The sequence below is a fragment of the Lysinibacillus sp. NPDC097279 genome, from assembly GCF_044761745.1.
In the GTDB taxonomy this organism is placed as follows: Bacteria; Bacillota; Bacilli; order Bacillales_A; family Planococcaceae; genus Lysinibacillus.
Genome location: NZ_JBIWDA010000002.1, coordinates 265,638 through 291,074 on the forward strand (window position 1 = coordinate 265,638; position 25,437 = coordinate 291,074).

Genomic DNA, 25,437 nt, shown 5'->3' on the forward strand with positions numbered 1-25,437 from the left:
AACATGAACATTGCTATGATGAATATAGGTGCTCCAAGTGCTCCAAAGGCTAGTACTAATACTTCAAAAGCTGTATCAACTAGTCAGTCTGATATGAAAACAAATAGTGGGGCTGCAAAAGATAAAATATCTAAATTTGGCTCTGTATTTGGACAAGCTGTTGCTTCAACAAATCAACAAAACAAAACAGCTCAAACTAATAATTCTCAAGGTGACGATAAGCTAGCTGAGTTAGATAAAGTTTTAAATAGTCAATCTATTGAAGAATTACTAGATTTATTAGAAATTCCACATGATGAAGGCTTATTAATGCTTCAAGTGGGGGAAGATGGCAAGGCAGTAGCTATGGATGAAATGTTAAATTTAGAGCATTTAATGGCTGCATTGAATGTAGATCAAGAGCAAATACAAAAATTGGTTCAGCAACTGTTAGATGAAGATCAGCAAGCGAGCGATGTGTGGGAGCTTTTAGCTTTAGTAGACGCTCAAGCACCATTGTTACAGACGCAGTTAGTATCGGCGTTGCAAGGTGAAGGACAAGTACCTTCAGAAGATGCTACGAAGCTACTGCAAGTATTAAAACTAGCACAGTTAGTTGGTCAAAAATCGGATTTAACGATGTCTCAAGAAAACGTACTGTCAAACGTAAATAATTTTTTAACAGCGTTACAAACACAAGTTGAAACTATTCAAACTGCACAGCAAGTTACTACAAAAACGACCGTTACATTACCGTTGCAAGGCTTCCAGCAAGTAATTCAGCAAGTGCAAGTGACAAAACAATCGGATACAAGTGCAAATGAAATGGTGACTGCTAATACAGTACAAACAAAAGCCGACACATTCCAAGTCACTTTACCAGCGGCTAAGCCAGCACAATCAGAAGCTTTACTAAAAGAAATGCAAGCTATCATCAATAAAGCTCAAATTTCAAATGCACAAGGGATTACGCGTTTAACGTTAAAATTGTATCCTGAAAATCTAGGTACCATTCGAATCGAACTTGTACAAAATGACGGCGTTTTAACAGCTCGTTTACTTGCTTCAACTGCCCATGGGCGAGAGCTTCTTGACAGTCAAGCGCATCAATTAAAACAAGCTTTTGTCCAGCAAAACATCCAAGTTGATCGACTAGATATTGCGCAATCATTGCAAGATGCTGATAGACAGCAACGTGATCAAAACTTCTTTAATAACTTCTTTAGACAACAACAGCAAGAAGAGCAAGAACAAACAAATGAGGACAGCGAAGATGGATTGTCCTTTACTGATTACTTAGAAAATGAGGAGGTGTAAACGTGGCAGATAAAATTACAAATGACCTTTACTATTCCAACTATACTGCACCAACAAAACAAACTGGCAATAGTGAACTTGGTAAAGATGCATTCTTAAAATTACTGATTACACAATTACAACATCAGGACCCAACAAATCCTATGGATGACCGTGATTTCATTGCACAAATGGCGCAGTTCTCATCTTTAGAGCAAATGCAAAATATGACGAAGGCTATGGAGTCATTACTGATGTCTCAACAGCAAACTCAGCTTATGAACTATACATCATTTGTTGGAAAAGAAGTAAAATGGCATGAACTGACAGAGGAAGTAGATGCAGATAATAAGCCAGTTATAAATGAAGGTACGGGAGTTATCCAATCATTAAAATTTGTTGATGGAGAAGCCGTATTCATTTTAGCTGATGGTAAGGAAATCTATCCTGGAAACATTTCTGCAATTTTAGGTAATAAAGAAACAAGCACAGGTGAAAGTAATACATCCACTGAATCACCTCTTGTACAAGCAAGTAAGTTAATCGGCAAAAATGTCACTTACAATGACGGAGAGCAAGATGTACAAGGACGAATTGTCTCTGTATCAAACAAAGATGGCAATATTTATTACGAATTAGATAATGGTAAAAAACTTGCAGGGAAAGAATTTACAGTAATAAGCGAATAAAGGTGGTGCAGAAAGATGGATAAATTTACGATTCATCGTGTCCCATTGTATCCAACTATTCGCCAAACGCAGCCTACACCTATCAATACACAGCAATCGTTTAGTGCTCATTTACAGGAAGCAACGAATCAACAGGAGCTAAAAGTAAGTAAGCATGCAAATGAACGCATTAAAGAGCGTAATATTGCGATTTCTGAACAGGAATGGCGGGTTGTATCTGACAAGGTATTTGAGGCACATTCAAAAGGTGTCAAACAACCATTAGTCTTGATGGATCAAGCGGCTCTAATTGTCAGTGCTAAAAATGCTACTGTCATTACGGCAATGGATCGCACGGAAGCAAAACAACAACTGTTTACTAATATTGATGGCACAATCGTGCTTTAAGGCTGGACCTTCTTTATGTAAGGAAGCCTATGTGTTGCTGACTGATAGAGGCACACAATTCAAAAATTGAAGGGAGAACGACAACTTATGTTACGTTCTATGTATTCAGGTATTTCAGGTCTTAAAAACTTCCAAACAAAGCTAGATGTTATTGGGAATAATATTGCCAATGTTAACACGTATGGATTTAAAAAAGGGCGCGTTATTTTCAAAGACATCCTATCTCAAACAAGCGCAGGTGCTTCAGCTGCAACTACTACTCGTGGTGGTACAAACCCATTGCAAGTAGGTCTTGGTTCTACACTAGCTGCAATTGATACGGTTCACGGTTCTGGTTCACGTCAAACGACAGATCGCCCATTGGACCTTGCTGTTCAAGGTGAAGGCTTCTTTATGGTAGCTGACTCTGTATCAAATACTGATGGCGTTGCAGAAGGCTATACAAACGTTGTTTATACACGTGCAGGTAATTTCTACATGGACAGCGAAGGTTATTTAGTCAATGCAGAAGGGAAGTATTTAGTAGGTCATGCAAATGATACATTGTATGAAACAGACTCTACTGAAAGTAATGCTGAGGGAGATAAAGAAGCAAGTCCGCTGAACGGTGAAACTGAGGATTTATTAGGGGAAAATGATACATTTACTTTTGAAGATAACAACCCAATCAAAATCCCAACAACAGCTAAATCTATAAGTATCGGTCAAGACGGAACAGTTGAATATGTAGATGCAAACGGATATAGACAATATGCAGGTCAAATTGTCATGGTTAAGTTCCCGAATGCTGGTGGACTTGAAAAAGTAGGAAGTAACTACTTCCAAGCAACAGCAAACTCAGGTCAACCGTATGGCCAAGTAGCGACAGTTGCTGGTATGGGTTCAATTACGGCAGGGGCGCTTGAAATGTCCAATGTCGATCTTTCAGAAGAATTTACTGAGATGATTGTTGCGCAGCGTGGTTTCCAAGCGAATACGCGTATTATTACGACTTCAGATGAAGTTCTACAAGAACTAGTAAACTTAAAACGATAGTAATAAGTTTCTTCGAGTTATAAACGCAAGAATATATAAGTTTTACACGCTAATATATGAAACTTCTCAATGTATGCTAGTGTGATTATAGCGAATCCTCAATGGATGCGTTCTAAAACATAATTTTCAATATGAGGGAGGGTCGGGCCGGCTCTCACGCTAGACCGGCCCTATTTCAATGATTGAACTAACAAGACTAAATGGCAAAGCATTTACACTGAATGCTTTATACATAGAAACAGTTGAATCTTTTCCAGATACGACAATTACTTTAACAACTGGAACAAAAATTATTGTGTTACAGAGTGAAGATGAGGTGCGACAAAAGGTAACTGCCTTTTATAACAATATACAAGTACTATCAAACCCGCATCTACGAGGTGAAGAAGATGAAGAATAATAAAGTGTTAACGATGATCATCATCGTACTAGTGGCGATTATACTTATTGGAGTTATTGCGTTTGTATTATTTACCCAATTCAATAAGCCTGCAGCATCACTTGAACCATCAATAGACGATATTGTTGAAGCATCTGTTGATGTTCCTGAAATTATGACTAATCTTGCTGATAAAAGGGTAGTGCGCATGACGCTGAAAATCCAAACTTCTAGCAAGGACGCTGCCGAAGAGTTAAAGAAGCGTGATTTCCAAACGAATAATTTAATTATTCAAGAGCTGTCAGAAATGGAACAGAAAGATTTAGATGGCAAGGCAGGAAAAGTAATGTTTGAAAAGGCATTAAAAACACAGTTAAATGAATTGATGCAAGAGGGAGAAATTCAACAAGTATATATTACCTCCTACATCTTTCAATAAAAATTAGAAACTGCTTGAAACGGAGGTGGGCAAATGGCAGGAGATGTGTTATCACAATCGGAGATAGATGCGCTACTTTCCGCAATCTCGACCGGAGAAATGTCAGCGGATGACATGAAGAAAGAGGACGAGGTACGAAAAGTTAAAGTTTATGACTTTAAGCGAGCGTTGCGCTTCTCTAAAGATCAAATCCGAAGTTTGACCCGAATACATGAAAATTTTGCACGATTACTAACGACCTTCTTTTCTGCACAGTTAAGAAGCTACGTGCAAATTACAGTAGCATCAGTAGACCAAATACCCTTTGAAGAGTTTGTTCGTTCAATTCCGAATATGACACTCATTAATGTGTTTGAAGTGCCACCACTTGATGGTAATATATTGATGGAAATAAACCCAAACATTGCCTATTCGATGTTGGATCGTTTAATGGGCGGTAGTGGAGCGAGTCATAGTAATGTTGATAACTTAACTGAGATTGAAACAAAAATTATGACAAACCTTTTCGAACGTTCATTCGACAATTTACGCGAAGCATGGGAAAATGTTGCTGAAATTGACCCAATTCTAGTAGAACTTGAGGTAAATCCTCAATTTTTACAAATGATTTCACCAAATGAAACGGTAGTCGTCATTTCATTGAATACAATTATTGGTGAGACAAGCGGTATGATTAATATTTGTATCCCGCATGTTGTATTGGAGCCAATCGTACCGAATCTATCTGTACGTTATTGGATGCAAACAAATACGAAAGAGATGTCACCTGAGCAAACAAAAATGCTCGAAACACGTGTGAAACAAGCTAGATTACCTCTTTCAGTAGAGTTAGGTATTACAGACATTACTATTGAAGACTTCCTAATGATGCAAATTGGTGATGTTATTCAATTAGAACAAAAAATTGATGATCCATTACTGCTGAAAGTAGGTACATTGCCTAAATTCACAGTACAACCTGGTAAACAGGGTAAAAAATTAGCAATCCAGATTATCGACCCTTTGAAAGGAGGAGACGAAGATGAGTGATGAAATGCTCTCCCAAGAAGAAATTGAAGCGTTATTAAGGGGCGAAACGTTGGAGGATAGAATAAACGACAGCGAAGCTTCTACAAAAGAAGAAACAAATGAAATACGAGTAGAGGATTACCTTGATTCGTTTGCTCAAGATGCACTAGGTGAAGTAGGAAATATATCTTTCGGAAGTTCAGCTACTGCTCTATCTGCATTATTAGGCCAAAAAGTAGATATTACTACTCCTAGTATTTCAATGATTAACCGCAATAAATTAGAAGAGGAATTTCCTCATCCATATGTAGCGGTACAAGTTGAATATACAATCGGTTTAACAGGTATGAATTTACTTGTTATTAAACAATCAGATGCTGCCATTATTGCTGATTTAATGTTAGGTGGGGACGGCTTAAATCCTAAACCTGACTTAGGCGAAATTCAGTTAAGCGCAGTGCAAGAAGCAATGAACCAAATGATGGGTTCAGCTGCTACATCGATGTCGACAGTATTCAACAAAAAGGTGGATATTTCGCCACCGACGATTGACTTAATGAATATTTCTCAAAATGAAGGTCGAGATAATATTCCAGAAGATGATTTACTTGTAAAAGTTTCTTTCCGACTTCGAATTGGTAATTTAATCGATTCAAACTTAATGCAATTATTACCGCTTAAGTTTAGTCAAAACATTGTTAAGTCATTATTAGGAGAAACAGAGGCGATTGAAGAGCCAGTTGCAGCAACAATTGCTCCAGAAGCGCCTATCGCACCACCGCCTGTTCAACCTACACCGCCACCAGCACAGCAACCTGTATATCAACAGCCAGCAGCGCCAGTGCAACAACAGCCGATGTATCAAGAACAGCAACAACCAATGTATCAAGAGCAGCAACAAATTCATACGCAACAAAGACCAGTACAACCTGTAAATGTTCAACAGGCACAGTTTGCTAGCTTTGATCCAAATGTAATCTCTCAATCTGAGGCTAGAAATTTAAATATGCTACTTGATATTCCATTGCAAGTTACTGTAGAGTTAGGACGTACGAAACGTTCTGTTAAAGAGATTTTAGAACTAGCTAGTGGATCGATTATTGAATTAGATAAGTTAGCAGGGGAACCAGTTGATATTCTAGTAAATAGTCGTTTAATTGCAAAGGGCGAAGTTGTTGTTATCGATGAAAACTTCGGCGTACGCATTACAGATGTTTTAAGTCAAGCAGAGCGTTTAAATAATTTAAGATAGTTTCAATTGGAGGAGTTAACCATGTCTAAAAGAATTTTGATTGTAGACGATGCTGCATTTATGCGCATGATGATCAAGGATATTTTGTCGAAAAACGGATTTGAAGTTGTAGGAGAAGCTGCCGATGGTCTACAGGCTGTTGAAAAATACAACGAGTTAAAGCCAGATTTAGTAACAATGGATATTACAATGCCTGAAATGGATGGTATTGCAGCTCTTAAAGCTATTAAAGGTACTGATCCAAGTGCAACTGTAATCATGTGTTCAGCAATGGGACAACAAGCGATGGTAATCGATGCAATTCAAGCTGGTGCGAAGGACTTTATTGTTAAGCCTTTCCAAGCAGATCGTGTAATTGAAGCGATTCAAAAAGCACTAGGATGATTTCATGCAAATGTTAAAATCATTTCGTGTAACGATGATTTTCGCATTTCTATTAACCTTCCTATTTGTGTACCCGCCAACAGTTTCTGTTTATGCTGACTCTGATACAAATAGTATTGAGTATTGTATGAAAAAACCAGAGGAATGTAAGGATAATACAGATCCAGCTGCGAAGGAAGATACGGTTGTTTCAGCAGCTGGAGATGTTTCTGCATGGGAATACATAAAAATGGTTTTGGCGCTTATTTTTGTTGTAGCTTTATTTTATGGGTTGATGAAATTTCTTAATAAAAGAAATTTAACTTTTCAACGAAATCAAATGGTACAAAATTTAGGCGGTTTATCGTTAGGTGCACAAAAGTCTGTTCAGCTTTTGCAAATAGGAAAATCACTTTATTTAGTTGGTGTCGGTGATGATGTCCAACTTTTACGTGAGATTACCGATCCGCAGGAAGTTGAAGCACTCCTTTCACTATATAACGAAAAACAGGAATATGCGGCAACATCACCTTATATAGCAGAAGTATTTTCAAAGTTTAAGAGAAAAAATAACCAAAATGCTTCAAAAGTTCAAAACCAAGATTCATTTGGTGAACTTTTTGAAAAGAAAATTTCCGAAATTAAACAGGAGCGCAGTGAAGAACTAGAGAGATGGAAGCAAAAGGAGAATGATGATAAATGAATGATATAGTCAATTATTTTTCCAACAGCGATCCGACAAATGTCTCAACCTCTGTTAAGCTCCTATTATTATTAACCGTACTGTCACTTGCACCGAGCATATTAATTTTAATGACGTCCTTTGCAAGAATTGTCATTGTGCTCTCGTTTGTACGTACAGCTTTAGCGACACAACAAATGCCACCAAATCAGGTTATTGTTGGTCTTGCTTTGTTTTTAACGTTTTTTATCATGGCTCCTACTTTTCAAGAGGTCAATAAAGAGGCATTACAGCCATTATTCGCTGAAGAAATAGGGCTAGAAGAAGCATACGAGAAAGCTAGTGTGCCCTTTAAAGAATTTATGAGTAAACAAACGAGGCAAAAAGATTTAGATTTGTTTTTACAATACAATCAAGCAGAAAAACCAGCATCGGTGGAGGAAATTCCTCTAACTATGCTTGTACCTGCCTTTGCATTAAGCGAAATTAAAACAGCTTTCCAAATTGGTTTTATGATTTTTATTCCATTCCTAGTAATCGATATGATTGTCGCAAGTACATTAATGTCGATGGGGATGATGATGTTACCACCGGTTATGATCTCATTACCGTTTAAGATTTTATTATTTGTACTCGTCGATGGCTGGTACCTCGTAATGAAATCATTACTACAAAGTTTTTAGGGGATGATACAGTATGACAGGTGAAATGGTTATTTCAATTGCAGAGCGTGCCATTATGATTATCCTTCTAACAAGCGGACCGCTATTATTAATTGCTTTAATCTCAGGTCTAGCGGTAAGTATATTTCAAGCAACAACATCAATTCAAGAGCAAACATTAGCATTCGTTCCAAAAATCGTCGCAGTATTAGTGGGCATCGTTTTCTTTGGTCCATGGATGTTATCTCAAGTAACAAGCTATGCGAGAGATATTTTTGAGAATTTAACGCGTTATATAGGGTGAGTGCATGAATGAACTAGTCCCCCAAATAACGGTATTCTTATTAGTGCTTGTGCGTGTAACGGCTTTTTTCGTTACAGTACCTTTCTTTTCATATAAAACGATTCCGCAGCAAGTACGTATTGCCCTCGCATTCGTTTTAGCTTGGATGATGTATTATACAATCGACGTAGAGCCATTTCTTTTTAATGGTGATTACATACTTTTAGTGATGAAAGAAGCCCTTATTGGATTGTTACTAGGTCTAGTAGGCTATATCATCATGTCGGCAATTCAAATTGCCGGAAGCTTTATCGATTTCCAAATGGGATTTGCCATCGCCAATATAATTGATCCGCAAACGGGGGCACAAAGTCCACTTATTGGTCAATTTTTTAATACATTGGCGTTACTATTTCTATTAGCAATAGATGGCCATCATATGATTCTAGATGGAATTTACTATAGTTATCAGTTTTTACCTATAGATCAAGGATTTCCAGATTTTGCGAAAGATGACTATATCCAGTTTGTTATAACAACCTTTACTGCAGTCTTCGCCATAGCTTTTCAAATGGCAGCACCTGTTGTAGCGACGTTGTTTTTAGTTGATTTAGCACTAGGGATTACGGCGAAAACTGTCCCACAGCTTAACATCTTTGTTGTCGGTTTTCCCATTAAAATTGGAGTTAGTTTTTTAGTGCTATTCACAATGATGGCGGTTATGATACAAGTCATACAAAAGTTGATTACGATTATGATTTACGGTATGCGCGATTTAATGGCAATATTAGGTGGTGGATAACATGTTGCTACTACTGGACTTAGATTTACAGTTTTTTGCAGGTGAAAAAACGGAAAAGGCGACACCTAAAAAACGACAAGATGCTAGAAAAAAAGGGCAGGTCGTAAAGAGTCAGGACATATCTAGTGCGATTGTGATGCTCATGGTGTTTATCTTTCTTTTTTTCTTCGCTGGATCATTGCGAGACGAGCTTTTATCTTTTTTTAGGCAAACATTTATCCATAACATACGTGTAGAAACACTTACGATAGACAGTGTAATGCATCTCTTTACCGAAACATTAGTAGAAATGGCTTATGTTATCGTACCGATAATGGCGATTGCTTTCGTAGGAGCATTGGCGGGGAACTTTCTACAATTTGGTTTTTTATTCACATTAGAGCCGATGAAATTCGATTTAAAAAAGATGGATCCTATTAAAGGATTAAAGAAAATTTTTTCAGTAAAAGCCATAGTAGAGCTTTTAAAATCAGTATTAAAAATCACCTTTATTGGTGGGGTAACAACAATTATTATATGGTCAAATTTACATGAAGTATTAGCACTATCCTTTAAAAGTCCGTGGATGACCCTTATTACAGTTGGCAAACTAGTCGGCATTATGGGAATTGCGGCTTCTCTTGTGTTACTATGTGTATCCTTATTGGACTGGATGTATCAAAAACATGAGTATGAAAAAAATCTTAAAATGTCTAAGCAGGACATTAAAGATGAATATAAAAATAGTGAGGGCGATCCGCTCATTAAATCAAAAATCAAACAACGTCAGCGCGAAATGGCGATGCGTCGAATGATGTCAGAGGTTCCGAACGCGGATGTCGTTATTACCAACCCAACTCACTATGCGATCGCTCTGAAGTATGATGAGGAAAGTATGGATGCCCCACGTATAGTGGCAAAGGGAACAGACTTTGTAGCTCAAAAAATTAAACTGATTGCTAAAGAACATGATGTCGTAATGGTAGAAAATAGACCATTAGCCCGCGCCATGTATGATCAGGTAGAAATAGGCGATCAAGTACCAGAAGAGTTTTTCAAAGCAATAGCAGAAGTACTCGCTTATGTTTATCGTATTAAGCGGAAAATTTAAAGCTTTTTTGTAGGAGGGACACAAATGAAGGTTCGCGATATAGGGGTTTTAGGTGCGGTTATTTTAATCGTTGCGATGCTCATCATCCCTCTTCCTCCGTGGATGCTAAGTTTCTTAATCGTCATTAATATTACATTAGGATTAATAGTACTTTTAACAGCAATGAGTATGAAGGAAGCATTAGATTTCTCTATATTCCCTTCCGTTATATTACTGTTGACCCTGTTTCGACTTGGATTGAGTGTTTCCACAACGCGTGCAATTTTAGCGAATGGAGATGCTGGTTCAGTTGTTGAAACCTTTGGGGATTTCGTAGTTGGCGGGAATGTTCTCGTAGGTTTAGTAGTGTTTTTAATTCTTGTATTAATTCAGTTTATCGTTATTACAAAAGGGGCGGAACGTGTTGCAGAGGTAGCTGCTCGATTCACTCTAGATGCGATGCCAGGTAAACAAATGAGTATTGATGCAGACTTAAATGCAGGTGTTATTTCTGAACGAGAAGCGCGTGAACGACGTGATAAAGTTGCGGGTGAAGCGGATTTCTATGGAGCAATGGATGGTGCTACGAAATTCGTAAAAGGGGATGCAATCGCCTCTATGGTGATGGTTATCATCAACTTATTATTTGGTATTATCATTGGTGTTGTACAAATGGGCTTACCATTTGCAGAAGCGGCAACCCATTTCTCTAAGCTTACTGTTGGTGATGGTATTGTATCGCAAATCCCTGCACTTCTTATTTCAACAGCAACAGGGATTGTTGTAACGCGTGCATCTTCAAAGGGAAGTCTAGGAGAAGATATTACAGGACAATTATTCGCCCAAGCAAAGCTTCTTTATGTTGCTGGGGGTACTATTATTTTACTAGGTTTATTCACGCCAATTCCTAACTGGGTAACGTTACCAATCGGTATTTCACTAATTGCAGGTGCTTACATGATGGATCGTAAAAAACCAGAGGATGAGGAAGAGTTACTTGAAATTGAGGAAGAAGTGGCAACAGACGGCATGAAGAGCCCTGAAAATGTTGTGAATTTATTAAATGTGGACCCAATTGAATTTGAATTTGGCTACGGGTTAATACCGTTAGTGGATGCTGCTCAAGGTGGGGACTTATTGGATCGCGTTATTATGATTCGTCGTCAACTTGCATTGGAGCTAGGTATTGTTATCCCAGTTGTTCGTATTCGCGATAATATTCAATTACAGCCAAATGAATACCGTATTAAAATTAAAGGTAATGAAATGGCTCGGGGAGAGCTTTTACTCGATCATTATTTAGCAATGAGCCCTGGAGATGACGATTCAATAGAAGGTATTGATACTGTTGAGCCATCATTTGGTCTACCTGCAAAATGGATTACGGAGCAAGTAAAAGAAGACGCTGAAATGTCGGGCTATACAGTTGTTGACCCACCAAGTGTTGTATCGACTCATTTAACTGAAATTATTCGAGCAAATGCGCATGAACTTTTAGGACGTCAAGAAACAAAACAATTAATCGACCATTTACGAGAAACACATCCAATTTTAGTCGAGGAATTGACACCTGCTCCATTGTCTACAGGTGAAATCCAAAAAGTATTGGGCAAGCTTCTTCGAGAAAATGTTTCAGTACGTAATTTACCAATTATTTTTGAAACATTAGCAGACTATGCAAAATTAACTAGCGATACCGATATATTAACAGAGTATGTTCGTCAATCATTAGCACGTCAGATTACATCACAATATGTAGGTGGCAGCTCGTCATTGAAAGTCATTACTGTATCGGGTAAAGTAGAGAAAATGATTGCTGATAGTATTCAGCAAACGGACCATGGAAATTATTTAGCGATGGATCCACAAGATTCTCAAATTGTTTTAGAGACCATTGCATCTGAGGTAGAACGCGTGTCCTTTATGGAACAATCTGCTATTATTCTATGTTCTCCAGCCGTTCGTATGTATTTACGCCAGCTGACAGAACGTTATTTCCCGCAGATTCCTGTGCTATCTTATAATGAACTAGATGCTTCTATTGAAATTCAAAGTGTTGGGGTGGTGAATGTTGAGTGAAAATGAAAAAATATTATGCATCTTCCATACCTGAAGCAATGAAGCTAGTACGAGCTGATTTAGGCGAGGACGCTGTCATTTTGAATTCAAAAGTAGTAGTTACAAAGAAACTTTTTGGGCTTGTAAAGAAGAAAAATTTTGAGGTAGTTGCAGGGATTGACTCCATGGAGCCGAGTTATACGGCTCCCGCTCCTGCTAATGTGCCTACAATACCTGCTAAAAAAGAAAATGCTAGTTTACAAGAGATTACAAATGCTGTGCAAGCTAAAATTCAACATGCTCAGCCTAAGTATGAACCATCTTCCAAAGATGAGACAGGTATGTCTGAAGAACTGCGGAAGGAAATTGCAGATTTAAAATCGTTAATGCAATTAATGCATAAGAAGGCTAGCCAAGCTCAATATCCGGATGAACTCTTACCCTTCATTGAATACTTAAGACAGCAAGAGCTAAATGAGGAGCTCATCACAACGATTGGTGATGAGCTTTTTACGCATTTTAGAGAAGCCTCAGATATTAATTTTTCACAATGCAAGTTAATTACAAAAAACTTGTTACGAAAAGAACTAGAGGAATTGCCGATTGGTGGTCTATCGTATGAACGTAAATTTATTAATGTTCTCGGACCAACTGGTGTCGGCAAAACAACGACAATTGCTAAAATGGCAGCAAGAGCGGTTTTAGAAAAAAAGAAAAAAATTGGCTTTATAACAACAGATACTTACAGAATAGTTGCCATTGAGCAGTTAAAAACGTATGCTGGTCTTTTGCAAGCACCTGTCGAAATTGCCTATAACTCGACGGATTTTGAACAAGCTGTGCAACGATTGTCCCATTTAGATTTAGTCTTTATCGATACCGCTGGACGCAATTATAAAGAAGTAAAGTATGTAGATGATTTACAGCGCCTTATTAAGTTTGATGATCAGGCGGAATCCTTCCTAGTGCTTGCTATGACAGCAAAAGAGAAGGATATGACCAACATTATTGAGCAATTTAAAAGCGTACCAATCGAAAAATTTATTTTTACGAAGATCGATGAAACAAATTCTATTGGCACAATGATTAATTTAATGATTAAATATAATAAAGGACTTGCTTACTATACGAATGGTCAAGAAGTACCAGAAGATATTGAAGAAGCTGAGTTAGAAGCAGTGCTTAATTTGTTTTTCCAAGGTGAAGAAAAATGAGGGACCAAGCAGAAACATTACGCTTGAAAATGCTTAAGCGGCAAGGTGAATTAGGCAAAACCATTGCTGTAGTGAGCGGTAAGGGTGGAGTTGGTAAAAGCAATTTTTCTATGAACTTTGCAATTAGTTTAGCGAGTAAGGACAAAAAAGTAGCGATTGTAGATATGGATATTGGTATGGGAAATATTAATATTCTAATTGGAAAAAATGTTTCTTATAGTTTGAAAGATTACTTAGAAGGAAACAAATTACTAGATGAGGTAATTTTTGAAGGTCCACATGGTTTACAATGTATTTCAGGTGGCTCTGGTATGTCGAGTGTACTGGAGTGGACGGATGAGATGTTTGAAAGATTAATTCATGCATTTGAACAACTCCAAAAAAACTTCGACTATATTTTGTTTGATATGGGCGCGGGTGCAACTAGTTGGTCATTAGAATTATTGACATCCATTGATGAAATTATTGTCATTACCACAGCTGAGCCAACTTCTATTACAGATGCCTATTCGATGATGAAATATATTCATGTACGAGATATGGAGAAGCAATTCTATATACTTTGTAATCGTGCTTTTTCTAAAGAAGAAGGAGTCGAAACGATTGAACGTTTAAGGCTTACGATGAAACGTTTTCTTGATAAAGAGGTTACAATATTGGGCTCGTTACCAGAGGATCCTGTTGTGCGTAAAGCTGTACGCGAGCAAGTGCCTTTTTCAATCGCATATCCAGAAGCACTTATTTCTAAGACACTTCAACTGATAGTGGCTCGTTTTATGGAACAACGTATGGAGGAAGTGCATGCACATGAACAGTCAGCAAGTAAATTCTTAACAAAACTTAGAAATATTTTTTCGAAAGGGCGTGATTAATTGGACTTTTTACATAAAAGCAAGCTGTTAGTTGTCGATGATTCTGCTTTTATGAGAAAGCTAATTAGTGACTTTTTTGTTGGTAGCTCGAAGGTTGAAGTAGTTGGAACAGCACGAAACGGAAAAGATGCGATAAAGAAAATCCAAACATTAAAACCAACAGTCGTAACAATGGATATTGAAATGCCTGAAATGAATGGACTCGATGCATTAAATGAAATTATGACAATTTGTCCCGTGCCTGTCGTCATGCTTTCAAGTACAACCCAAAGAGGTGCTGAAAATGCACTAACTGCAATCGAGTATGGAGCAGTTGATTTTGTTGCGAAGCCTAGCGGCACAATTTCACTTGATTTACATAAAATCCAATCTGAGCTTGTCCATAAAGTGGAACAAGCATCGTTGGTACCTATTGCTAAACTTAAAAAACATTCGAGTAGTAAAAGACAACCAGAACCAAATGTATCACCGTCTACTATTAGAAAAGATTTATCGAATGAACGAAAAGTATTGCCATCATTCAATGGGACTTCAACAGCAACACATGTAACGAAGCCTCATAGTGAATGGAGTAAAGCAAGCAAAAAAATAGTGTTAATTGGTACATCTACTGGTGGACCACGTGCGCTACAGGAAGTTATTACAAAAATTCCAAAATCTATTCAAGCGCCGATTTTAATTGTCCAACATATGCCAGCTGGTTTTACTAAATCATTAGCTTCTCGTCTAGATCAATTGAGCGAGATTACAGTTAAGGAAGCAGAGCAAGGCGATATTTTACAAAATGGCGTGGCGTATATCGCTCCTGGAGGATACCATTTAAGGTTAAGAAAAGTAGGTATCTCGTATGGCATCGTTCTAGATAATCAAGAACCACCACGTTCTGGCCATCGCCCATCTGTAGATGTGATGTTTGAAGATGTAAGTCAATTTAAAGATTTTGATAAGGTAGCGGTCATTATGACGGGTATGGGCTATGATGGTTCAAATGGACTGAAAGCTTTAAAAAATACTGGAAATGTGATTGCTATTGCAGAGTCAGCTGAAACTTGCATAGTGTATGGTATGCCGAAAGCTGCGGTGGAAACGCAGCTTGTCGATGAAGTCGCTGATGTAGATGATATTGCACAAACAATTATGAAATATTTGCCTTAAAAGGGGTGTCCTCTTAATGGAAGTCAATCAATATTTAGAGATGTTTATCGAAGAAAGTAAAGAGCATTTACAAGCATGTAGTGAGCATTTATTAGAACTAGAAAAAAACCCTGATGATTTGGCAATCGTAGGAGAAATTTTCCGTTCAGCGCATACATTAAAAGGGATGTCAGCGACTATGGGCTTTGAAGACTTAGCAGACTTGACACATAAAATGGAAAATGTGCTAGATGCAATACGAAATGAAAAGATCCATGTTTCACCAGAAATTTTAGATATCGTATTTGAATCTGTTGATCATTTAGAAGAAATGGTAATGGATATTGCGAATGGTGGAGATGGTAAACGTGATGTATCCTCCACAGTAGCGCAATTAAAGCGTATTGAATCTGGTGAGGAAGCAGCTCCTGAGGTTGTAGCAACTGTTGCAACTGAAGATAAACACCAAGTATCAAGTGTGCTAGAATACGACAGTTTTGAGCAAACGGTTATAACACAATCTGCGGAACAAGGATTTAATGCATTTGAAATTTCAGTAAGCCTACGCGAAGATTGTCTATTAAAAGCAGCGCGTGTATTTATGGTGTTTGAGATACTTGAAAAAGATGGTGATGTAATTAAATCAACACCATCCGTTGAGAAGCTGGAAGATGAACAATTCGATCAGCAGTTTTATGTAGCATTCGTAACGAAAGAATCAGCAGAAGATATGCAGAAGAAGTTAATGAAGGTTTCTGAGGTTGAGGAAGTTAACGTTGCTACAATTAATCAAAAACAATTCAGTGAAAAACAACAATATGAGGCAAGCCAAGAAGCTGCAGCTACTGCCATAGCGACAGTTGAAGCAGTCGAAACAACAGATGCGACAACAGCAAAACCTGCATCAACAAAATCTACAGCACCTGCAAAAGCTGATAAAAGTCATGCACCTGTAGGAAACAAAACAATTCGTGTGAATATCGAACGTCTTGATATTTTAATGAATTTATTTGAAGAGCTTGTAATTGATCGTGGACGCCTACAATCCATTTCGACAGAAGTAAATCATGGTGAGCTAAACGAAACAGTAGAACGAATGAGTCGAGTTATGGGTGACTTACAAACAATCATTTTAACGATGCGCATGGTACCTGTTGAAACGGTATTCAATCGCTTCCCTAAAATGATTCGTCAGCTATCTCGTGACCTTAATAAGAAAATTAACCTTGAAATTATTGGTGCCGAAACAGAGCTTGATCGCACAGTAATCGACGAAATCGGAGATCCACTTGTGCACTTAATCCGTAACTCTGTCGATCATGGTATAGAAAATCCTACTGCACGCCGTGCGAAGGGGAAACCAGAAGAAGGCACAGTAGTATTACGTGCTTATCATAGCGGTAACTATGTCTTTATCGAAATTGAGGATGACGGTGCGGGTATTAATCGTGATAAAGTGCTGTCAAAAGCGATTTCAAAAGGAATTGTTACGCATGAACAATCACTTGCAATGACAGATAATCAAATTAATGAGCTCATTTTAGCCTCAGGTTTCTCTACAGCAGATGTTATTTCTGATGTATCTGGTCGTGGTGTAGGATTGGATGTTGTAAAAACAACGATTGAATCTTTAGGTGGAAACATTTCGATTGAATCTACACAAGATGTAGGCTCTATTTTCTCTATTCAATTGCCGCTAACATTATCAATTATTTCGGTAATGCTTGTGGAAATCGAAAAGGAAATTTATGCAATACCACTTTCTTCAATCATTGAAACTTCAATTATCCGTTCATCGGATATTATGAATGCTCATAACCAAAAGGTAATCGACTTCCGTGGCAAAGTGGTTCCACTTGTATTCTTAGAGGAAATCTTTGAAGTTCCTCGTAAAGAGCTACAAGATGATGAATTCCATTCAGTAGTAATTGTTCGTAAAGGCGAGAAACTTGCTGGTTTAGTTGTAGATTCATTCATTGGCCAACAAGAAATTGTACTGAAATCTTTAGGAAACTACTTAACGAATATCTTTGCAATTTCAGGTGCAACAATTTTAGGTAACGGTAAAGTAGCCTTAATTGTAGATTGCAATGCACTAATTAAATAAGGTGAATGAATAAGAGAGGTGTTAACCATGACAAATGCAGTTGAACAAGAAAATATAAAAGTGATTGTTTTCCAATTAGCAGATAAGGAATATGCAATTCCTGTATCACATGTTCAAGGTATCGAGAAACTTATGCATATTACACGAGTACCGAAAACAGAAAAATATGTAAAAGGCGTTATTAACTTACGAGGAGTCGTAACGCCGATTATTGATTTACGGGAACGTTTTGAGTTACCAATTTCTGACCATGAAGAAACGACTCGTATTATTATTATTTCATTAGAAGACATGGAAGTAGGCTTTGTTGTAGATTCAGCTAATGACGTGTTAGATATTCCAGCGAGCTCCATTGAGCCACAACCAGAAGTAGTAGGATCGCTAGAAGAAGAGTTTATTTCTGGTGTAGCGAAAATCGACAAGCGATTATTAATTTTATTGCATTTAGAGAAAGTATTAAATCCACTAAAGTAGGGATACGATTATGACATTTAATCAAAAGATTACATCACTACATTTAGACGTATTAAAAGAAATTGGAAATATTGGTGCCGCACATGCTGCAACGGCACTTTCCAATTTGCTTGGTAAAAAAATCGATATGCGTGTACCAAAGGTTGAAATGGTGTCGTTTAACGACATGATGGAACTAGCTGGTGGCTCTGAAAACGTCGTTGTTGGGATTTTTTTACGCATCGAAGGTGATGCTGAAGGGAGCATGTTCTTCATTCTTCCTATCGAACAAGCTAATCGTTTTATCCGTCGTCTAATACAGGATGAATCATTCGACTTTAAAAAAACACCTGTTTCTGAATTAGGTTTATCTGCTATGCAGGAAATGGGGAATATTTTATCTGGTTCTTATTTATCAGCTTTATCAGATTTTACAAATTTAAAAATTTATCCTACTGTGCCAGGTCTAAGTGTAGATATGTTTGGGGCTATTATCAGTATTGGCTTAATTGAATTATCACATGTGAGTGATAATGTTATCGTAATAAATACATCCATTTTTGAAGACGGTGTAGAGGATCATGAAACCGTAAGAGGACACTTCTTCTTATTACCTGATCCTGATTCTTTTGATGCTATTTTTAAAGCATTAGGAGTTTCATAGCCTATGCTAAACACAAACACGAATGGTCAAGTTATAAAAGTGGGAATTGCTCAAATGGATGTAGCAAAATTGCCAAACACAATTAGAACCTCAGGGCTTGGTTCTTGTGTAGGCGTTATTTTATACGATGAGTCAAAGAAAATAGCTGGTTTAATACATGTGATGCTACCTGACTCTAGTCTTGGGAGATCAGAGTCGATAAACGTAGCGAAATTTGCGGATACAGGCATTGCAGCCATGATAGATTTATTAAAACTAGAGGGTGTTCAAAAATTTAAACTAAAAGCTAAAATAGCTGGGGGTGCGCAAATGTTTCAATTTACATCAGACAAAGATTCAATGCGCATTGGCCCTCGGAATGTAGAGGCTGTCAAGTTTGAATTAAAGCGTCATGGAATTCCTTTAATTGCCGAAAATACAGGCGGTAATAGCGGTCGAACTATTGAGTTTAATCCTGCTACGTCGATATTACATATTCGAACAGTTAACCAAGGAGTGAGTGAAATATAATGTTTGGTTCTATCTTTTATAACCTGTGGGGGGCGTTAATTGCCTTTTCTATTTATTTCTTTTTGACGTTGCAACAACCATTAACGCCATTACGTATCATCATAGGTTCATCTGTAGTAGCAATTATCGTATTTTTTGTTATGTACATTGTTCGGTTTATAATTGCGTATGTGCTATTTACGCCCAATGCTGATCAATCACTAGCGGATAGCGATCTTGAGGAAAAAAGTTCTACCCACTCGGACGAGGAAAGTGAAGAAACAACTTCTACAAGCTCGACGGTTGAGTTTCAAGATGAAAGCACGGAAGATATTGCACAAGTTGTCCGAACGATGCTGAATCGTGAAGATGAACAACAAGTAAATGCATAAAGCAAAAACACTTTGAACTGCCTCTAACGTTAGCAATAGACTAATGATTAGGGGCAGTTTTCTTATGCCCAAAAATGATAGAGCTGTTAATAATAGAATAGTGTTAGAGAATCATATGAAATTATAGTCGAATCTTGTTATAATAAAAGGAAAGAATGGTATAGGTTTGTATCTACGTTTGTCAGTCATTGTAAGCAGACTACTCAAAATAGGATAAGTATGATTCTTTTGATATACATGCAGTTTTTTCATAATGCAAAGCACTTACTACAGCGACGGCAACAAATACCTTGGAGCATTCAGGGGCCACAAAAGTCCGTTCAAACAGGTGCAACATGCTTTTAAAAGAGAGGTGGATTTTATGACACAACCAAATCTAAACGATGAACAAAAGCTGTGGAATCGATGGATTAATGAACGGGATCCAGATGCGGGCGATTTACTAATAAAAAAATATACATCTCTTGTAACCTATCATGTACAACGCATCGGTGCAGGTGTACCTAAGAGTGTATCTCGAGACGATTTAACAAGCTTAGGTATGTTAGGTCTTTTTGATGCATTAAATAAATTTGATATAAATCGAGACTTAAAATTTGATACATATGCTTCTTTTAGAGTGAGAGGCGCAATAATTGATGGCTTACGGAAAGAAGATTGGTTACCACGCTCTGCGCGAGAAAAGGCAAAAAAGTTGGATGCCAAAATTGAACAATTAGAACAACAATTAATGCGTCATGTGACTCCTGAGGAGCTTGCAGAACATATGGAGCTCCCTGTGGATGATATTTACCAAACTGTACAGGAGCACTTCTTCTCGAATGTACTATCGATAAATGAGCAACAAGACCAGGAGGAAGCTGAGGGAAAGTCCTTTGTAATTCGTGACGATACGACAAAGACCCCTGAGCAGGTCGTAATAAAATCAGAATTACTCGATGATTTAGCGGTAAATATACAAAAGCTAAACGACAAAGAACAGCTCGTACTGAGTTTGTTTTATACGGAGGAATTAACTTTAACTGAAATTGGAGAAATGCTCGAATTGTCGACATCACGTATTTCACAAATTCACTCAAAGGCATTATTTAAGTTACGTAAGCTATTATCTAGTGAAATTATCAATGCGTAAGCATTCTAGAAAGTATTGTTGAGGGAGGAAATAATATGAGTTTAAAAGGTGTCGAATTACAAATTGCTCTACCAAAAACGTTTGAAGCGGGTAAAATGGCAGATCAGGCACAACAACAAACTTTAGCTCAACAAGCACACGCAAATGAAGCGCTAAAAAAGGAAATAGAGCGCAAGCAAAAAGCTGTGAATACTTCAGAGGGGATGGCTGAGATTAGTGAAGAGGAAGAAGCGGGTGGCGAATATATAAAAGGCACTCGCAAAAAGAAAAAACATCCTAAAGAAAAACTAGAAAAACAAGCTCAGCATCCTTTCAAAGGTAATTTCGTAGATTTTAGTGGATAGGAGTTTACTATGACAACCATACTAATAGTCGTTCTCTTTGTATTGCAGCTACTATCATTTTATTTCATTATTATATTAAATACGAAATTAGCGAAATTCAAAGATTTAGAAAAAAAGCAGGAACGTTTAATGCGGGAAATGGATGACTCCATCAGTCTATATTTAACTGAAATGAAGGATGAAAATAACCGTCTTATTCAAGCGTTACAAGTCGTACCAAAGCCTGAAAGAACAAATGGTACAGGACAACACCAAAAGCCGCTTCCTGTGCAAAAAGATCAAGGACAGCCTTTGACACAGGCGGAAAGTGTACAAAAGGATGTTAGCGAGCCACGCATTTTAATGCCGAAAAATATTGTAGCAAACGCCTACTCACGCCAACAACAAGGAGCAGGGACACCGATGCAAGCCACTGCCTCGACGCCAGTTGCGGTACAAAAGGAAGAACAAAAACCGTTAACATTGGAACAACAAATTGTGCAAATGGCAAAGCAAGGGAAAACAGCGGAGGAAATTGCGAAAAAGCTTCAAAAAGGGAAGACAGAAATCGAGCTATTATTGAAATTTCATAGTTAAAACAGTTGCGAATGCTATAAAGCTGTGATATAGTTGCAAATGGTGTTATTACTACACACGCATTTTGATGTAGTAAGTGGTGCTCTAAGATTAGGGTAGCTTGTTGCAAACGATAAATGCGGAGGAAAAAAACCAAACATTCTAGGAGGAAATTCACATGTCAGTAATTTCTATGAAACAATTACTTGAAGCTGGTGTACATTTCGGTCACCAAACTCGTCGTTGGAACCCAAAAATGAAGAAATTTATCTTCGTTGAACGTAACGGGATCTACATCATCGACTTACAAAAAACTGTTAAAAAATTAGAGGAAGCTTATGACTTCATGCGTCAAGTTGGTCAAGACGGTGGTAAAGTTCTTTTCGTTGGTACGAAAAAACAAGCACAAGAAGCGATCAAAGACGAAGCTGAACGTTCAGGCAACTACTACATCAACCAACGTTGGTTAGGTGGTACTCTTACAAACTTCGGTACAATCCAAAAACGTGTTGCACGTATGAAAGCTATCGAAAAAATGGAAGAAGAAGGAACTTTCGAAGTTCTTCCTAAAAAAGAAGTAATCCAACTTAAAAAAGAACACGAACGTCTAGTTAAATTCTTAGGCGGTATCCGTGATATGCACGATCTTCCAGACGTTATGTTCGTGGTTGACCCACGCAAAGAACGTATCGCTGTTGCAGAAGCTCGTAAATTAAACATCCCTCTAGTAGGTATTGTTGATACAAACTGTGATCCAGATGAAATCGACTATGTTATCCCTGCTAATGACGATGCTATTCGCGCTGTTAAACTTTTAACTGCTAAAATGGCTGACGCTTTAATCGAGTCAAAACAAGGTGAAGAAGAAGCTCCAGCTACAGAAGCTGCTGCTGAGTAATTCACGTTTACAAAAAGGTGATAAGTGGCTCAGAACCCTTATCACCTTTTTTAGAACCTATCACTAAAATAGTTTAACCAATTTGAGGAGGCAACACTAAATGGCAAACATTACTGCACAATTAGTAAAAGAATTACGCGAAAAAACTGGCGCTGGTATGATGGATTGTAAAAAAGCGTTAGTACAAACTGATGGTGACTTAGAAGCTGCAATCGATTTCCTACGTGAAAAAGGTCTTTCTTCAGCTGCTAAAAAAGCTGACCGTATCGCTGCAGAAGGTACTACTTATATTCTAGAAAAAGGTAACGAAGCAATTATTCTTGAAGTAAACGCTGAAACTGACTTCGTTGCGAAAAACGATAAATTCCAAGTGTTAGTTTCTTCTTTAGCTGAGCAATTACTTGCTGCTAAACCAGCATCAGTAGAAGCAGCTTTAGAGCTTGAAAATGCAGAAGGTGTAAAAATCTCTGACCAAATTTCAACAGCAGTTGCAACTATCGGTGAAAAAATTACACTTCGTCGTTACGAAATTAAAACAAAAACAGATGCAGATGCATTCGGTTCTTACCTACACATGGGTGGACGTATTGGTGTATTAGTATCTTTAGAAGGTTCTACAGATGCAGCAGCTGCAAAAGATATCGCTATGCATATCGCAGCTATTAACCCAACTTACGTTTCTCGTGAAGAAGTTTCTGCTGAAGAAGTTGAACGTGAGCGTAAAGTGTTAACTGAACAAGCTCTTAACGAAGGTAAACCAGAAAACATCGTTGCAAAAATGGTTGAAGGTCGTCTTGGTAAATACTTCGAAGACGTTTGCTTACTTGACCAATCATTCGTTAAAAACTCAGACCAAAAAGTACGTGACTTCGTTGCTACAACTGGTGGTACTGTAACTGGCTTCGTACGTTATGCTGTTGGTGAAGGTATCGAAAAACGTGAAGATAACTTCGCTGAAGAAGTAATGAACCAAGTTAAAGGTAACTAATTTGTAGACTAGTTCACTTGATGGATTGGCTTACATTTGATCCTAATCAAATAATAACTAGATTTTCTAGACAAAAATGGGGAACACAACATAACGTGTTCCCTATTTTTCCGAAAAGAGCGAGAAAACGCAAGAATTTTCTATTACCATTATTCACAGCTAGCAATTATTGTTAGATATACTATAATGGAAAAGGAAAAGAAATGTTTTAAATAAATGTCTGACGGAGGTTTACAATGAGTGTGCCACAATATAAACGAGTAGTTATTAAACTAAGTGGTGAAGCGTTAGCAGGAGAGGCTGGCTTCGGTTTATCACCAAAAATTATCAAGTCTGTTGCAGAAGAAGTAAAAGAAGTAGTAGATCTTGATGTAGAAGTTGCTGTTGTTGTAGGTGGCGGTAATATATGGCGTGGAAAAATAGGTAGTGAAATGGGCATGGATCGTGCGGCAGCTGACTATATGGGAATGCTAGCAACGGTAATGAACTCATTAGCATTACAAGATGCTCTTGAAAAATTAGGTATCGAAACACGCGTGCAATCTTCTATTGTGATGACACAAGTAGCAGAGCCATATATTCGTCGTAAAGCAGTTCGTCATTTAGAGAAAAAACGTGTTGTTATTTTTGCTGCAGGTACAGGTAACCCGTTCTTCTCTACAGATACAACAGCTGCATTAAGAGCAGCTGAAATTGACGCAGATGCTATTTTAATGGCGAAAAATAATGTAGATGGTGTCTATTCTGCAGATCCTAAAGTCGATACTACTGCCATCAAATATGATACACTCACATACTTAGACGTTATTCAGCAAGGGTTACAAGTAATGGACTCTACCGCTTCTACACTATGTATGGATAACGATATTCCGTTAATTGTCTTCTCAATTACGGAACAAGGTAATATTAAACGTGCCGTACAAGGCGAGAAAATTGGAACAGTTGTTAGGAGGAATGCATAATGACTAAACAAGTATTAGATCAAGCAAAAGAAAAAATGAATAAATCAATTGCTGCTTTTTCCCGTGAATTAGCATCAATCCGAGCTGGTCGTGCAAACGCATCTCTACTAGATCGTATTTCTGTAGATTATTATGGAGCACCAACACCGATTAACCAACTTGCGGGTGTTGCTGTACCAGAAGCTCGTTTGCTAGTGATTACACCTTACGATAAAACAATTTTAGGTGAAATCGAAAAAGCAATTATGAAATCAGATATTGGTATTACACCGACTAACGATGGTTCTGTTATTCGTTTAATGATTCCTGCATTAACAGAAGAACGTCGTAAAGATCTTGTAAAGCAAGTGAAAAAAGAAGCAGAAGATGCAAAAATCGCAGTACGTAATGTTCGTCGCGATGCAAATGATGATCTTAAAAAACTTGAAAAAGCTGGCGAAATCACAGAAGACGATTTACGTGGATATGGTGATGATATTCAAAAATTAACAGATGAGTTCATCGTGAAAGTAGATCAAGTAGCGAAAGAAAAAGAAAAAGAAATTCTAGAAGTGTAAGCAGGCGCTTTACATTTCTAAGATGGAACTTTTTGATGAGATGAAGGCGTCCTATATATTACAGGACGTCTTTTCTCTTTTATTGTAAAAGTATTCATTCTTATCGATGCTACAATTCTCACTTGAAATGTATGAGCTGTAAGGTTTACTGAAGTAACACTAGTAAACTAGTTACCGTTTTTTCAGACTTACTAGCAGCTGTTGAATGTAGAAAGACAAGATTTTCTTTGAGATATATGTTGTTCTAAAATAAGGTAGTTCATACATAGTCAATTAGAGGGAAAAAAAAGACA

30 protein-coding genes are annotated in these 25,437 nt (G+C 37.6%); all 30 read left to right on the forward strand.

Annotated elements, in window-relative coordinates; translation table 11 throughout:
* The first annotated feature begins 3 nt into the window (after positions 1 to 3).
* The 30 genes from ACIQ1H_RS11360 to frr all read left to right on the forward strand — a co-directional run bounded on the left by ACIQ1H_RS11360 (position 4) and on the right by frr (position 25,144).
* The gene (locus ACIQ1H_RS11360; RefSeq protein ID WP_402888856.1) at positions 4 to 1,296 is read left to right on the forward strand and encodes a flagellar hook-length control protein FliK; all 1,293 of its coding nucleotides are present in this window, start codon (positions 4 to 6) and stop codon (positions 1,294 to 1,296) included.
* Between the two features lie 2 nt (positions 1,297 to 1,298).
* Positions 1,299 to 1,964 (forward strand): flagellar hook assembly protein FlgD, encoded by a 666-nt coding sequence (gene flgD, locus ACIQ1H_RS11365; RefSeq protein WP_173477759.1) that lies wholly within the window; start codon positions 1,299 to 1,301, stop codon positions 1,962 to 1,964.
* Positions 1,965 to 1,979: 15 nt separating this feature from the next.
* Positions 1,980 to 2,351, forward strand: coding sequence for a TIGR02530 family flagellar biosynthesis protein (locus tag ACIQ1H_RS11370; protein WP_402888858.1), 372 nt, complete (start codon positions 1,980 to 1,982; stop codon positions 2,349 to 2,351).
* Between the two features lie 87 nt (positions 2,352 to 2,438).
* Positions 2,439 to 3,386 (forward strand): flagellar hook-basal body complex protein, encoded by a 948-nt coding sequence (locus tag ACIQ1H_RS11375; protein WP_173477757.1) that lies wholly within the window; start codon positions 2,439 to 2,441, stop codon positions 3,384 to 3,386.
* A 178-nt stretch (positions 3,387 to 3,564) separates the two neighbouring features.
* Entirely contained in the window at positions 3,565 to 3,786 is a 222-nt protein-coding gene (locus ACIQ1H_RS11380; RefSeq protein ID WP_173477756.1) for a flagellar FlbD family protein, read from the forward strand.
* The gene (fliL, locus tag ACIQ1H_RS11385) at positions 3,776 to 4,204 is read left to right on the forward strand and encodes a flagellar basal body-associated protein FliL (RefSeq protein ID WP_173477755.1); all 429 of its coding nucleotides are present in this window, start codon (positions 3,776 to 3,778) and stop codon (positions 4,202 to 4,204) included. Before ACIQ1H_RS11380 ends, fliL begins: the two co-directional genes overlap by 11 nt.
* A gap of 33 nt (positions 4,205 to 4,237) precedes the next feature.
* On the forward strand, positions 4,238 to 5,233 hold the full coding sequence (gene fliM / locus ACIQ1H_RS11390; protein WP_173477754.1) for a flagellar motor switch protein FliM: 996 nt from the start codon (positions 4,238 to 4,240) through the stop codon (positions 5,231 to 5,233).
* Entirely contained in the window at positions 5,226 to 6,464 is a 1,239-nt protein-coding gene (gene fliY / locus ACIQ1H_RS11395; protein ID WP_173477753.1) for a flagellar motor switch phosphatase FliY, read from the forward strand. Before fliM ends, fliY begins: the two co-directional genes overlap by 8 nt.
* A gap of 21 nt (positions 6,465 to 6,485) precedes the next feature.
* On the forward strand, positions 6,486 to 6,848 hold the full coding sequence (locus ACIQ1H_RS11400; RefSeq protein ID WP_004269288.1) for a response regulator: 363 nt from the start codon (positions 6,486 to 6,488) through the stop codon (positions 6,846 to 6,848).
* A 10-nt stretch (positions 6,849 to 6,858) separates the two neighbouring features.
* Positions 6,859 to 7,530 carry a flagellar biosynthetic protein FliO gene (locus tag ACIQ1H_RS11405; RefSeq protein WP_228134387.1) on the forward strand — a complete coding sequence of 224 codons (672 nt, stop codon included), beginning with the start codon at positions 6,859 to 6,861 and terminating at the stop codon, positions 7,528 to 7,530.
* Positions 7,527 to 8,192 carry a flagellar type III secretion system pore protein FliP gene (fliP, locus tag ACIQ1H_RS11410; RefSeq protein WP_173477751.1) on the forward strand — a complete coding sequence of 222 codons (666 nt, stop codon included), beginning with the start codon at positions 7,527 to 7,529 and terminating at the stop codon, positions 8,190 to 8,192. The genes ACIQ1H_RS11405 and fliP overlap by 4 nt, the downstream gene beginning before the upstream one ends.
* 13 nt (positions 8,193 to 8,205) lie before the next feature.
* The gene (gene fliQ / locus ACIQ1H_RS11415; protein ID WP_173477750.1) at positions 8,206 to 8,475 is read left to right on the forward strand and encodes a flagellar biosynthesis protein FliQ; all 270 of its coding nucleotides are present in this window, start codon (positions 8,206 to 8,208) and stop codon (positions 8,473 to 8,475) included.
* A 4-nt stretch (positions 8,476 to 8,479) separates the two neighbouring features.
* Entirely contained in the window at positions 8,480 to 9,256 is a 777-nt protein-coding gene (gene fliR / locus ACIQ1H_RS11420; RefSeq protein ID WP_337981906.1) for a flagellar biosynthetic protein FliR, read from the forward strand.
* A 1-nt stretch (position 9,257) separates the two neighbouring features.
* Positions 9,258 to 10,346 carry a flagellar biosynthesis protein FlhB gene (gene flhB / locus ACIQ1H_RS11425; protein WP_173477748.1) on the forward strand — a complete coding sequence of 363 codons (1,089 nt, stop codon included), beginning with the start codon at positions 9,258 to 9,260 and terminating at the stop codon, positions 10,344 to 10,346.
* A gap of 24 nt (positions 10,347 to 10,370) precedes the next feature.
* Complete coding sequence (gene flhA, locus ACIQ1H_RS11430) at positions 10,371 to 12,404, forward strand: flagellar biosynthesis protein FlhA (protein WP_173477747.1); 2,034 nt, start codon at positions 10,371 to 10,373, stop codon at positions 12,402 to 12,404.
* Complete coding sequence (flhF, locus tag ACIQ1H_RS11435; protein WP_402888864.1) at positions 12,401 to 13,597, forward strand: flagellar biosynthesis GTPase FlhF; 1,197 nt, start codon at positions 12,401 to 12,403, stop codon at positions 13,595 to 13,597. The genes flhA and flhF overlap by 4 nt, the downstream gene beginning before the upstream one ends.
* The gene (locus ACIQ1H_RS11440) at positions 13,594 to 14,469 is read left to right on the forward strand and encodes a MinD/ParA family protein (RefSeq protein ID WP_173477745.1); all 876 of its coding nucleotides are present in this window, start codon (positions 13,594 to 13,596) and stop codon (positions 14,467 to 14,469) included. Before flhF ends, ACIQ1H_RS11440 begins: the two co-directional genes overlap by 4 nt.
* Positions 14,470 to 15,624 (forward strand): protein-glutamate methylesterase/protein-glutamine glutaminase, encoded by a 1,155-nt coding sequence (locus tag ACIQ1H_RS11445; RefSeq protein ID WP_402888866.1) that lies wholly within the window; start codon positions 14,470 to 14,472, stop codon positions 15,622 to 15,624.
* 16 nt (positions 15,625 to 15,640) lie between these two features.
* Positions 15,641 to 17,710: a chemotaxis protein CheW gene (locus ACIQ1H_RS11450; RefSeq protein ID WP_402888868.1), complete on the forward strand. Its 2,070-nt coding sequence runs from the start codon at positions 15,641 to 15,643 to the stop codon at positions 17,708 to 17,710.
* Between the two features lie 27 nt (positions 17,711 to 17,737).
* Positions 17,738 to 18,184 (forward strand): chemotaxis protein CheW, encoded by a 447-nt coding sequence (locus tag ACIQ1H_RS11455; RefSeq protein ID WP_173477742.1) that lies wholly within the window; start codon positions 17,738 to 17,740, stop codon positions 18,182 to 18,184.
* A 10-nt stretch (positions 18,185 to 18,194) separates the two neighbouring features.
* A complete protein-coding gene (locus ACIQ1H_RS11460) occupies positions 18,195 to 18,827 on the forward strand; it encodes a chemotaxis protein CheC (protein ID WP_173477741.1) in 633 nt (210 codons plus the stop codon).
* Positions 18,828 to 18,830: 3 nt separating this feature from the next.
* Positions 18,831 to 19,337 (forward strand): chemotaxis protein CheD, encoded by a 507-nt coding sequence (locus tag ACIQ1H_RS11465; RefSeq protein ID WP_173477740.1) that lies wholly within the window; start codon positions 18,831 to 18,833, stop codon positions 19,335 to 19,337.
* A complete protein-coding gene (locus ACIQ1H_RS11470; RefSeq protein ID WP_402888871.1) occupies positions 19,337 to 19,708 on the forward strand; it encodes a hypothetical protein in 372 nt (123 codons plus the stop codon). Before ACIQ1H_RS11465 ends, ACIQ1H_RS11470 begins: the two co-directional genes overlap by 1 nt.
* Before the next feature lie 361 nt (positions 19,709 to 20,069).
* Positions 20,070 to 20,840: a FliA/WhiG family RNA polymerase sigma factor gene (locus ACIQ1H_RS11475; protein WP_402888873.1), complete on the forward strand. Its 771-nt coding sequence runs from the start codon at positions 20,070 to 20,072 to the stop codon at positions 20,838 to 20,840.
* 35 nt (positions 20,841 to 20,875) lie between these two features.
* Positions 20,876 to 21,184, forward strand: a complete 309-nt coding sequence (locus ACIQ1H_RS11480) for an RNA polymerase subunit sigma (protein ID WP_402888875.1) — start codon at positions 20,876 to 20,878, stop codon at positions 21,182 to 21,184.
* Between the two features lie 9 nt (positions 21,185 to 21,193).
* Positions 21,194 to 21,760 (forward strand): DUF6115 domain-containing protein, encoded by a 567-nt coding sequence (locus tag ACIQ1H_RS11485; protein WP_402888877.1) that lies wholly within the window; start codon positions 21,194 to 21,196, stop codon positions 21,758 to 21,760.
* A 157-nt stretch (positions 21,761 to 21,917) separates the two neighbouring features.
* Positions 21,918 to 22,637: a 30S ribosomal protein S2 gene (gene rpsB, locus ACIQ1H_RS11490; RefSeq protein ID WP_024362006.1), complete on the forward strand. Its 720-nt coding sequence runs from the start codon at positions 21,918 to 21,920 to the stop codon at positions 22,635 to 22,637.
* A gap of 100 nt (positions 22,638 to 22,737) precedes the next feature.
* Positions 22,738 to 23,625, forward strand: a complete 888-nt coding sequence (gene tsf, locus ACIQ1H_RS11495; RefSeq protein WP_173477735.1) for a translation elongation factor Ts — start codon at positions 22,738 to 22,740, stop codon at positions 23,623 to 23,625.
* A gap of 236 nt (positions 23,626 to 23,861) precedes the next feature.
* Positions 23,862 to 24,587, forward strand: coding sequence for a UMP kinase (gene pyrH, locus ACIQ1H_RS11500; RefSeq protein WP_173477734.1), 726 nt, complete (start codon positions 23,862 to 23,864; stop codon positions 24,585 to 24,587).
* Entirely contained in the window at positions 24,587 to 25,144 is a 558-nt protein-coding gene (frr, locus tag ACIQ1H_RS11505; protein WP_173477733.1) for a ribosome recycling factor, read from the forward strand. The genes pyrH and frr overlap by 1 nt, the downstream gene beginning before the upstream one ends.
* Positions 25,145 to 25,437: the final 293 nt, after the last annotated feature.

Coding starts and splice junctions, on each gene's coding strand:
- ACIQ1H_RS11400 (WP_004269288.1), top strand. CDS start 6,486: ATGTCTAAAAGAATTTTGATTGTAGACGATGCTGCATTTATGCGCATG.
- fliQ (WP_173477750.1), top strand. CDS start 8,206: ATGACAGGTGAAATGGTTATTTCAATTGCAGAGCGTGCCATTATGATT.
- ACIQ1H_RS11360 (WP_402888856.1), top strand. CDS start 4: ATGAACATTGCTATGATGAATATAGGTGCTCCAAGTGCTCCAAAGGCT.
- pyrH (WP_173477734.1), top strand. CDS start 23,862: ATGAGTGTGCCACAATATAAACGAGTAGTTATTAAACTAAGTGGTGAA.
- fliR (WP_337981906.1), top strand. CDS start 8,480: ATGAATGAACTAGTCCCCCAAATAACGGTATTCTTATTAGTGCTTGTG.
- ACIQ1H_RS11405 (WP_228134387.1), top strand. CDS start 6,859: ATGTTAAAATCATTTCGTGTAACGATGATTTTCGCATTTCTATTAACC.
- fliP (WP_173477751.1), top strand. CDS start 7,527: ATGAATGATATAGTCAATTATTTTTCCAACAGCGATCCGACAAATGTC.
- ACIQ1H_RS11450 (WP_402888868.1), top strand. CDS start 15,641: ATGGAAGTCAATCAATATTTAGAGATGTTTATCGAAGAAAGTAAAGAG.
- ACIQ1H_RS11455 (WP_173477742.1), top strand. CDS start 17,738: ATGACAAATGCAGTTGAACAAGAAAATATAAAAGTGATTGTTTTCCAA.
- fliM (WP_173477754.1), top strand. CDS start 4,238: ATGGCAGGAGATGTGTTATCACAATCGGAGATAGATGCGCTACTTTCC.
- frr (WP_173477733.1), top strand. CDS start 24,587: ATGACTAAACAAGTATTAGATCAAGCAAAAGAAAAAATGAATAAATCA.
- ACIQ1H_RS11465 (WP_173477740.1), top strand. CDS start 18,831: ATGCTAAACACAAACACGAATGGTCAAGTTATAAAAGTGGGAATTGCT.
- ACIQ1H_RS11375 (WP_173477757.1), top strand. CDS start 2,439: ATGTTACGTTCTATGTATTCAGGTATTTCAGGTCTTAAAAACTTCCAA.
- rpsB (WP_024362006.1), top strand. CDS start 21,918: ATGTCAGTAATTTCTATGAAACAATTACTTGAAGCTGGTGTACATTTC.
- ACIQ1H_RS11480 (WP_402888875.1), top strand. CDS start 20,876: ATGAGTTTAAAAGGTGTCGAATTACAAATTGCTCTACCAAAAACGTTT.
- flhB (WP_173477748.1), top strand. CDS start 9,258: ATGTTGCTACTACTGGACTTAGATTTACAGTTTTTTGCAGGTGAAAAA.
- ACIQ1H_RS11370 (WP_402888858.1), top strand. CDS start 1,980: ATGGATAAATTTACGATTCATCGTGTCCCATTGTATCCAACTATTCGC.
- ACIQ1H_RS11380 (WP_173477756.1), top strand. CDS start 3,565: ATGATTGAACTAACAAGACTAAATGGCAAAGCATTTACACTGAATGCT.
- ACIQ1H_RS11470 (WP_402888871.1), top strand. CDS start 19,337: ATGTTTGGTTCTATCTTTTATAACCTGTGGGGGGCGTTAATTGCCTTT.
- ACIQ1H_RS11485 (WP_402888877.1), top strand. CDS start 21,194: ATGACAACCATACTAATAGTCGTTCTCTTTGTATTGCAGCTACTATCA.
- ACIQ1H_RS11440 (WP_173477745.1), top strand. CDS start 13,594: ATGAGGGACCAAGCAGAAACATTACGCTTGAAAATGCTTAAGCGGCAA.
- tsf (WP_173477735.1), top strand. CDS start 22,738: ATGGCAAACATTACTGCACAATTAGTAAAAGAATTACGCGAAAAAACT.
- ACIQ1H_RS11475 (WP_402888873.1), top strand. CDS start 20,070: ATGACACAACCAAATCTAAACGATGAACAAAAGCTGTGGAATCGATGG.
- ACIQ1H_RS11460 (WP_173477741.1), top strand. CDS start 18,195: ATGACATTTAATCAAAAGATTACATCACTACATTTAGACGTATTAAAA.
- fliL (WP_173477755.1), top strand. CDS start 3,776: ATGAAGAATAATAAAGTGTTAACGATGATCATCATCGTACTAGTGGCG.
- flhA (WP_173477747.1), top strand. CDS start 10,371: ATGAAGGTTCGCGATATAGGGGTTTTAGGTGCGGTTATTTTAATCGTT.
- fliY (WP_173477753.1), top strand. CDS start 5,226: ATGAGTGATGAAATGCTCTCCCAAGAAGAAATTGAAGCGTTATTAAGG.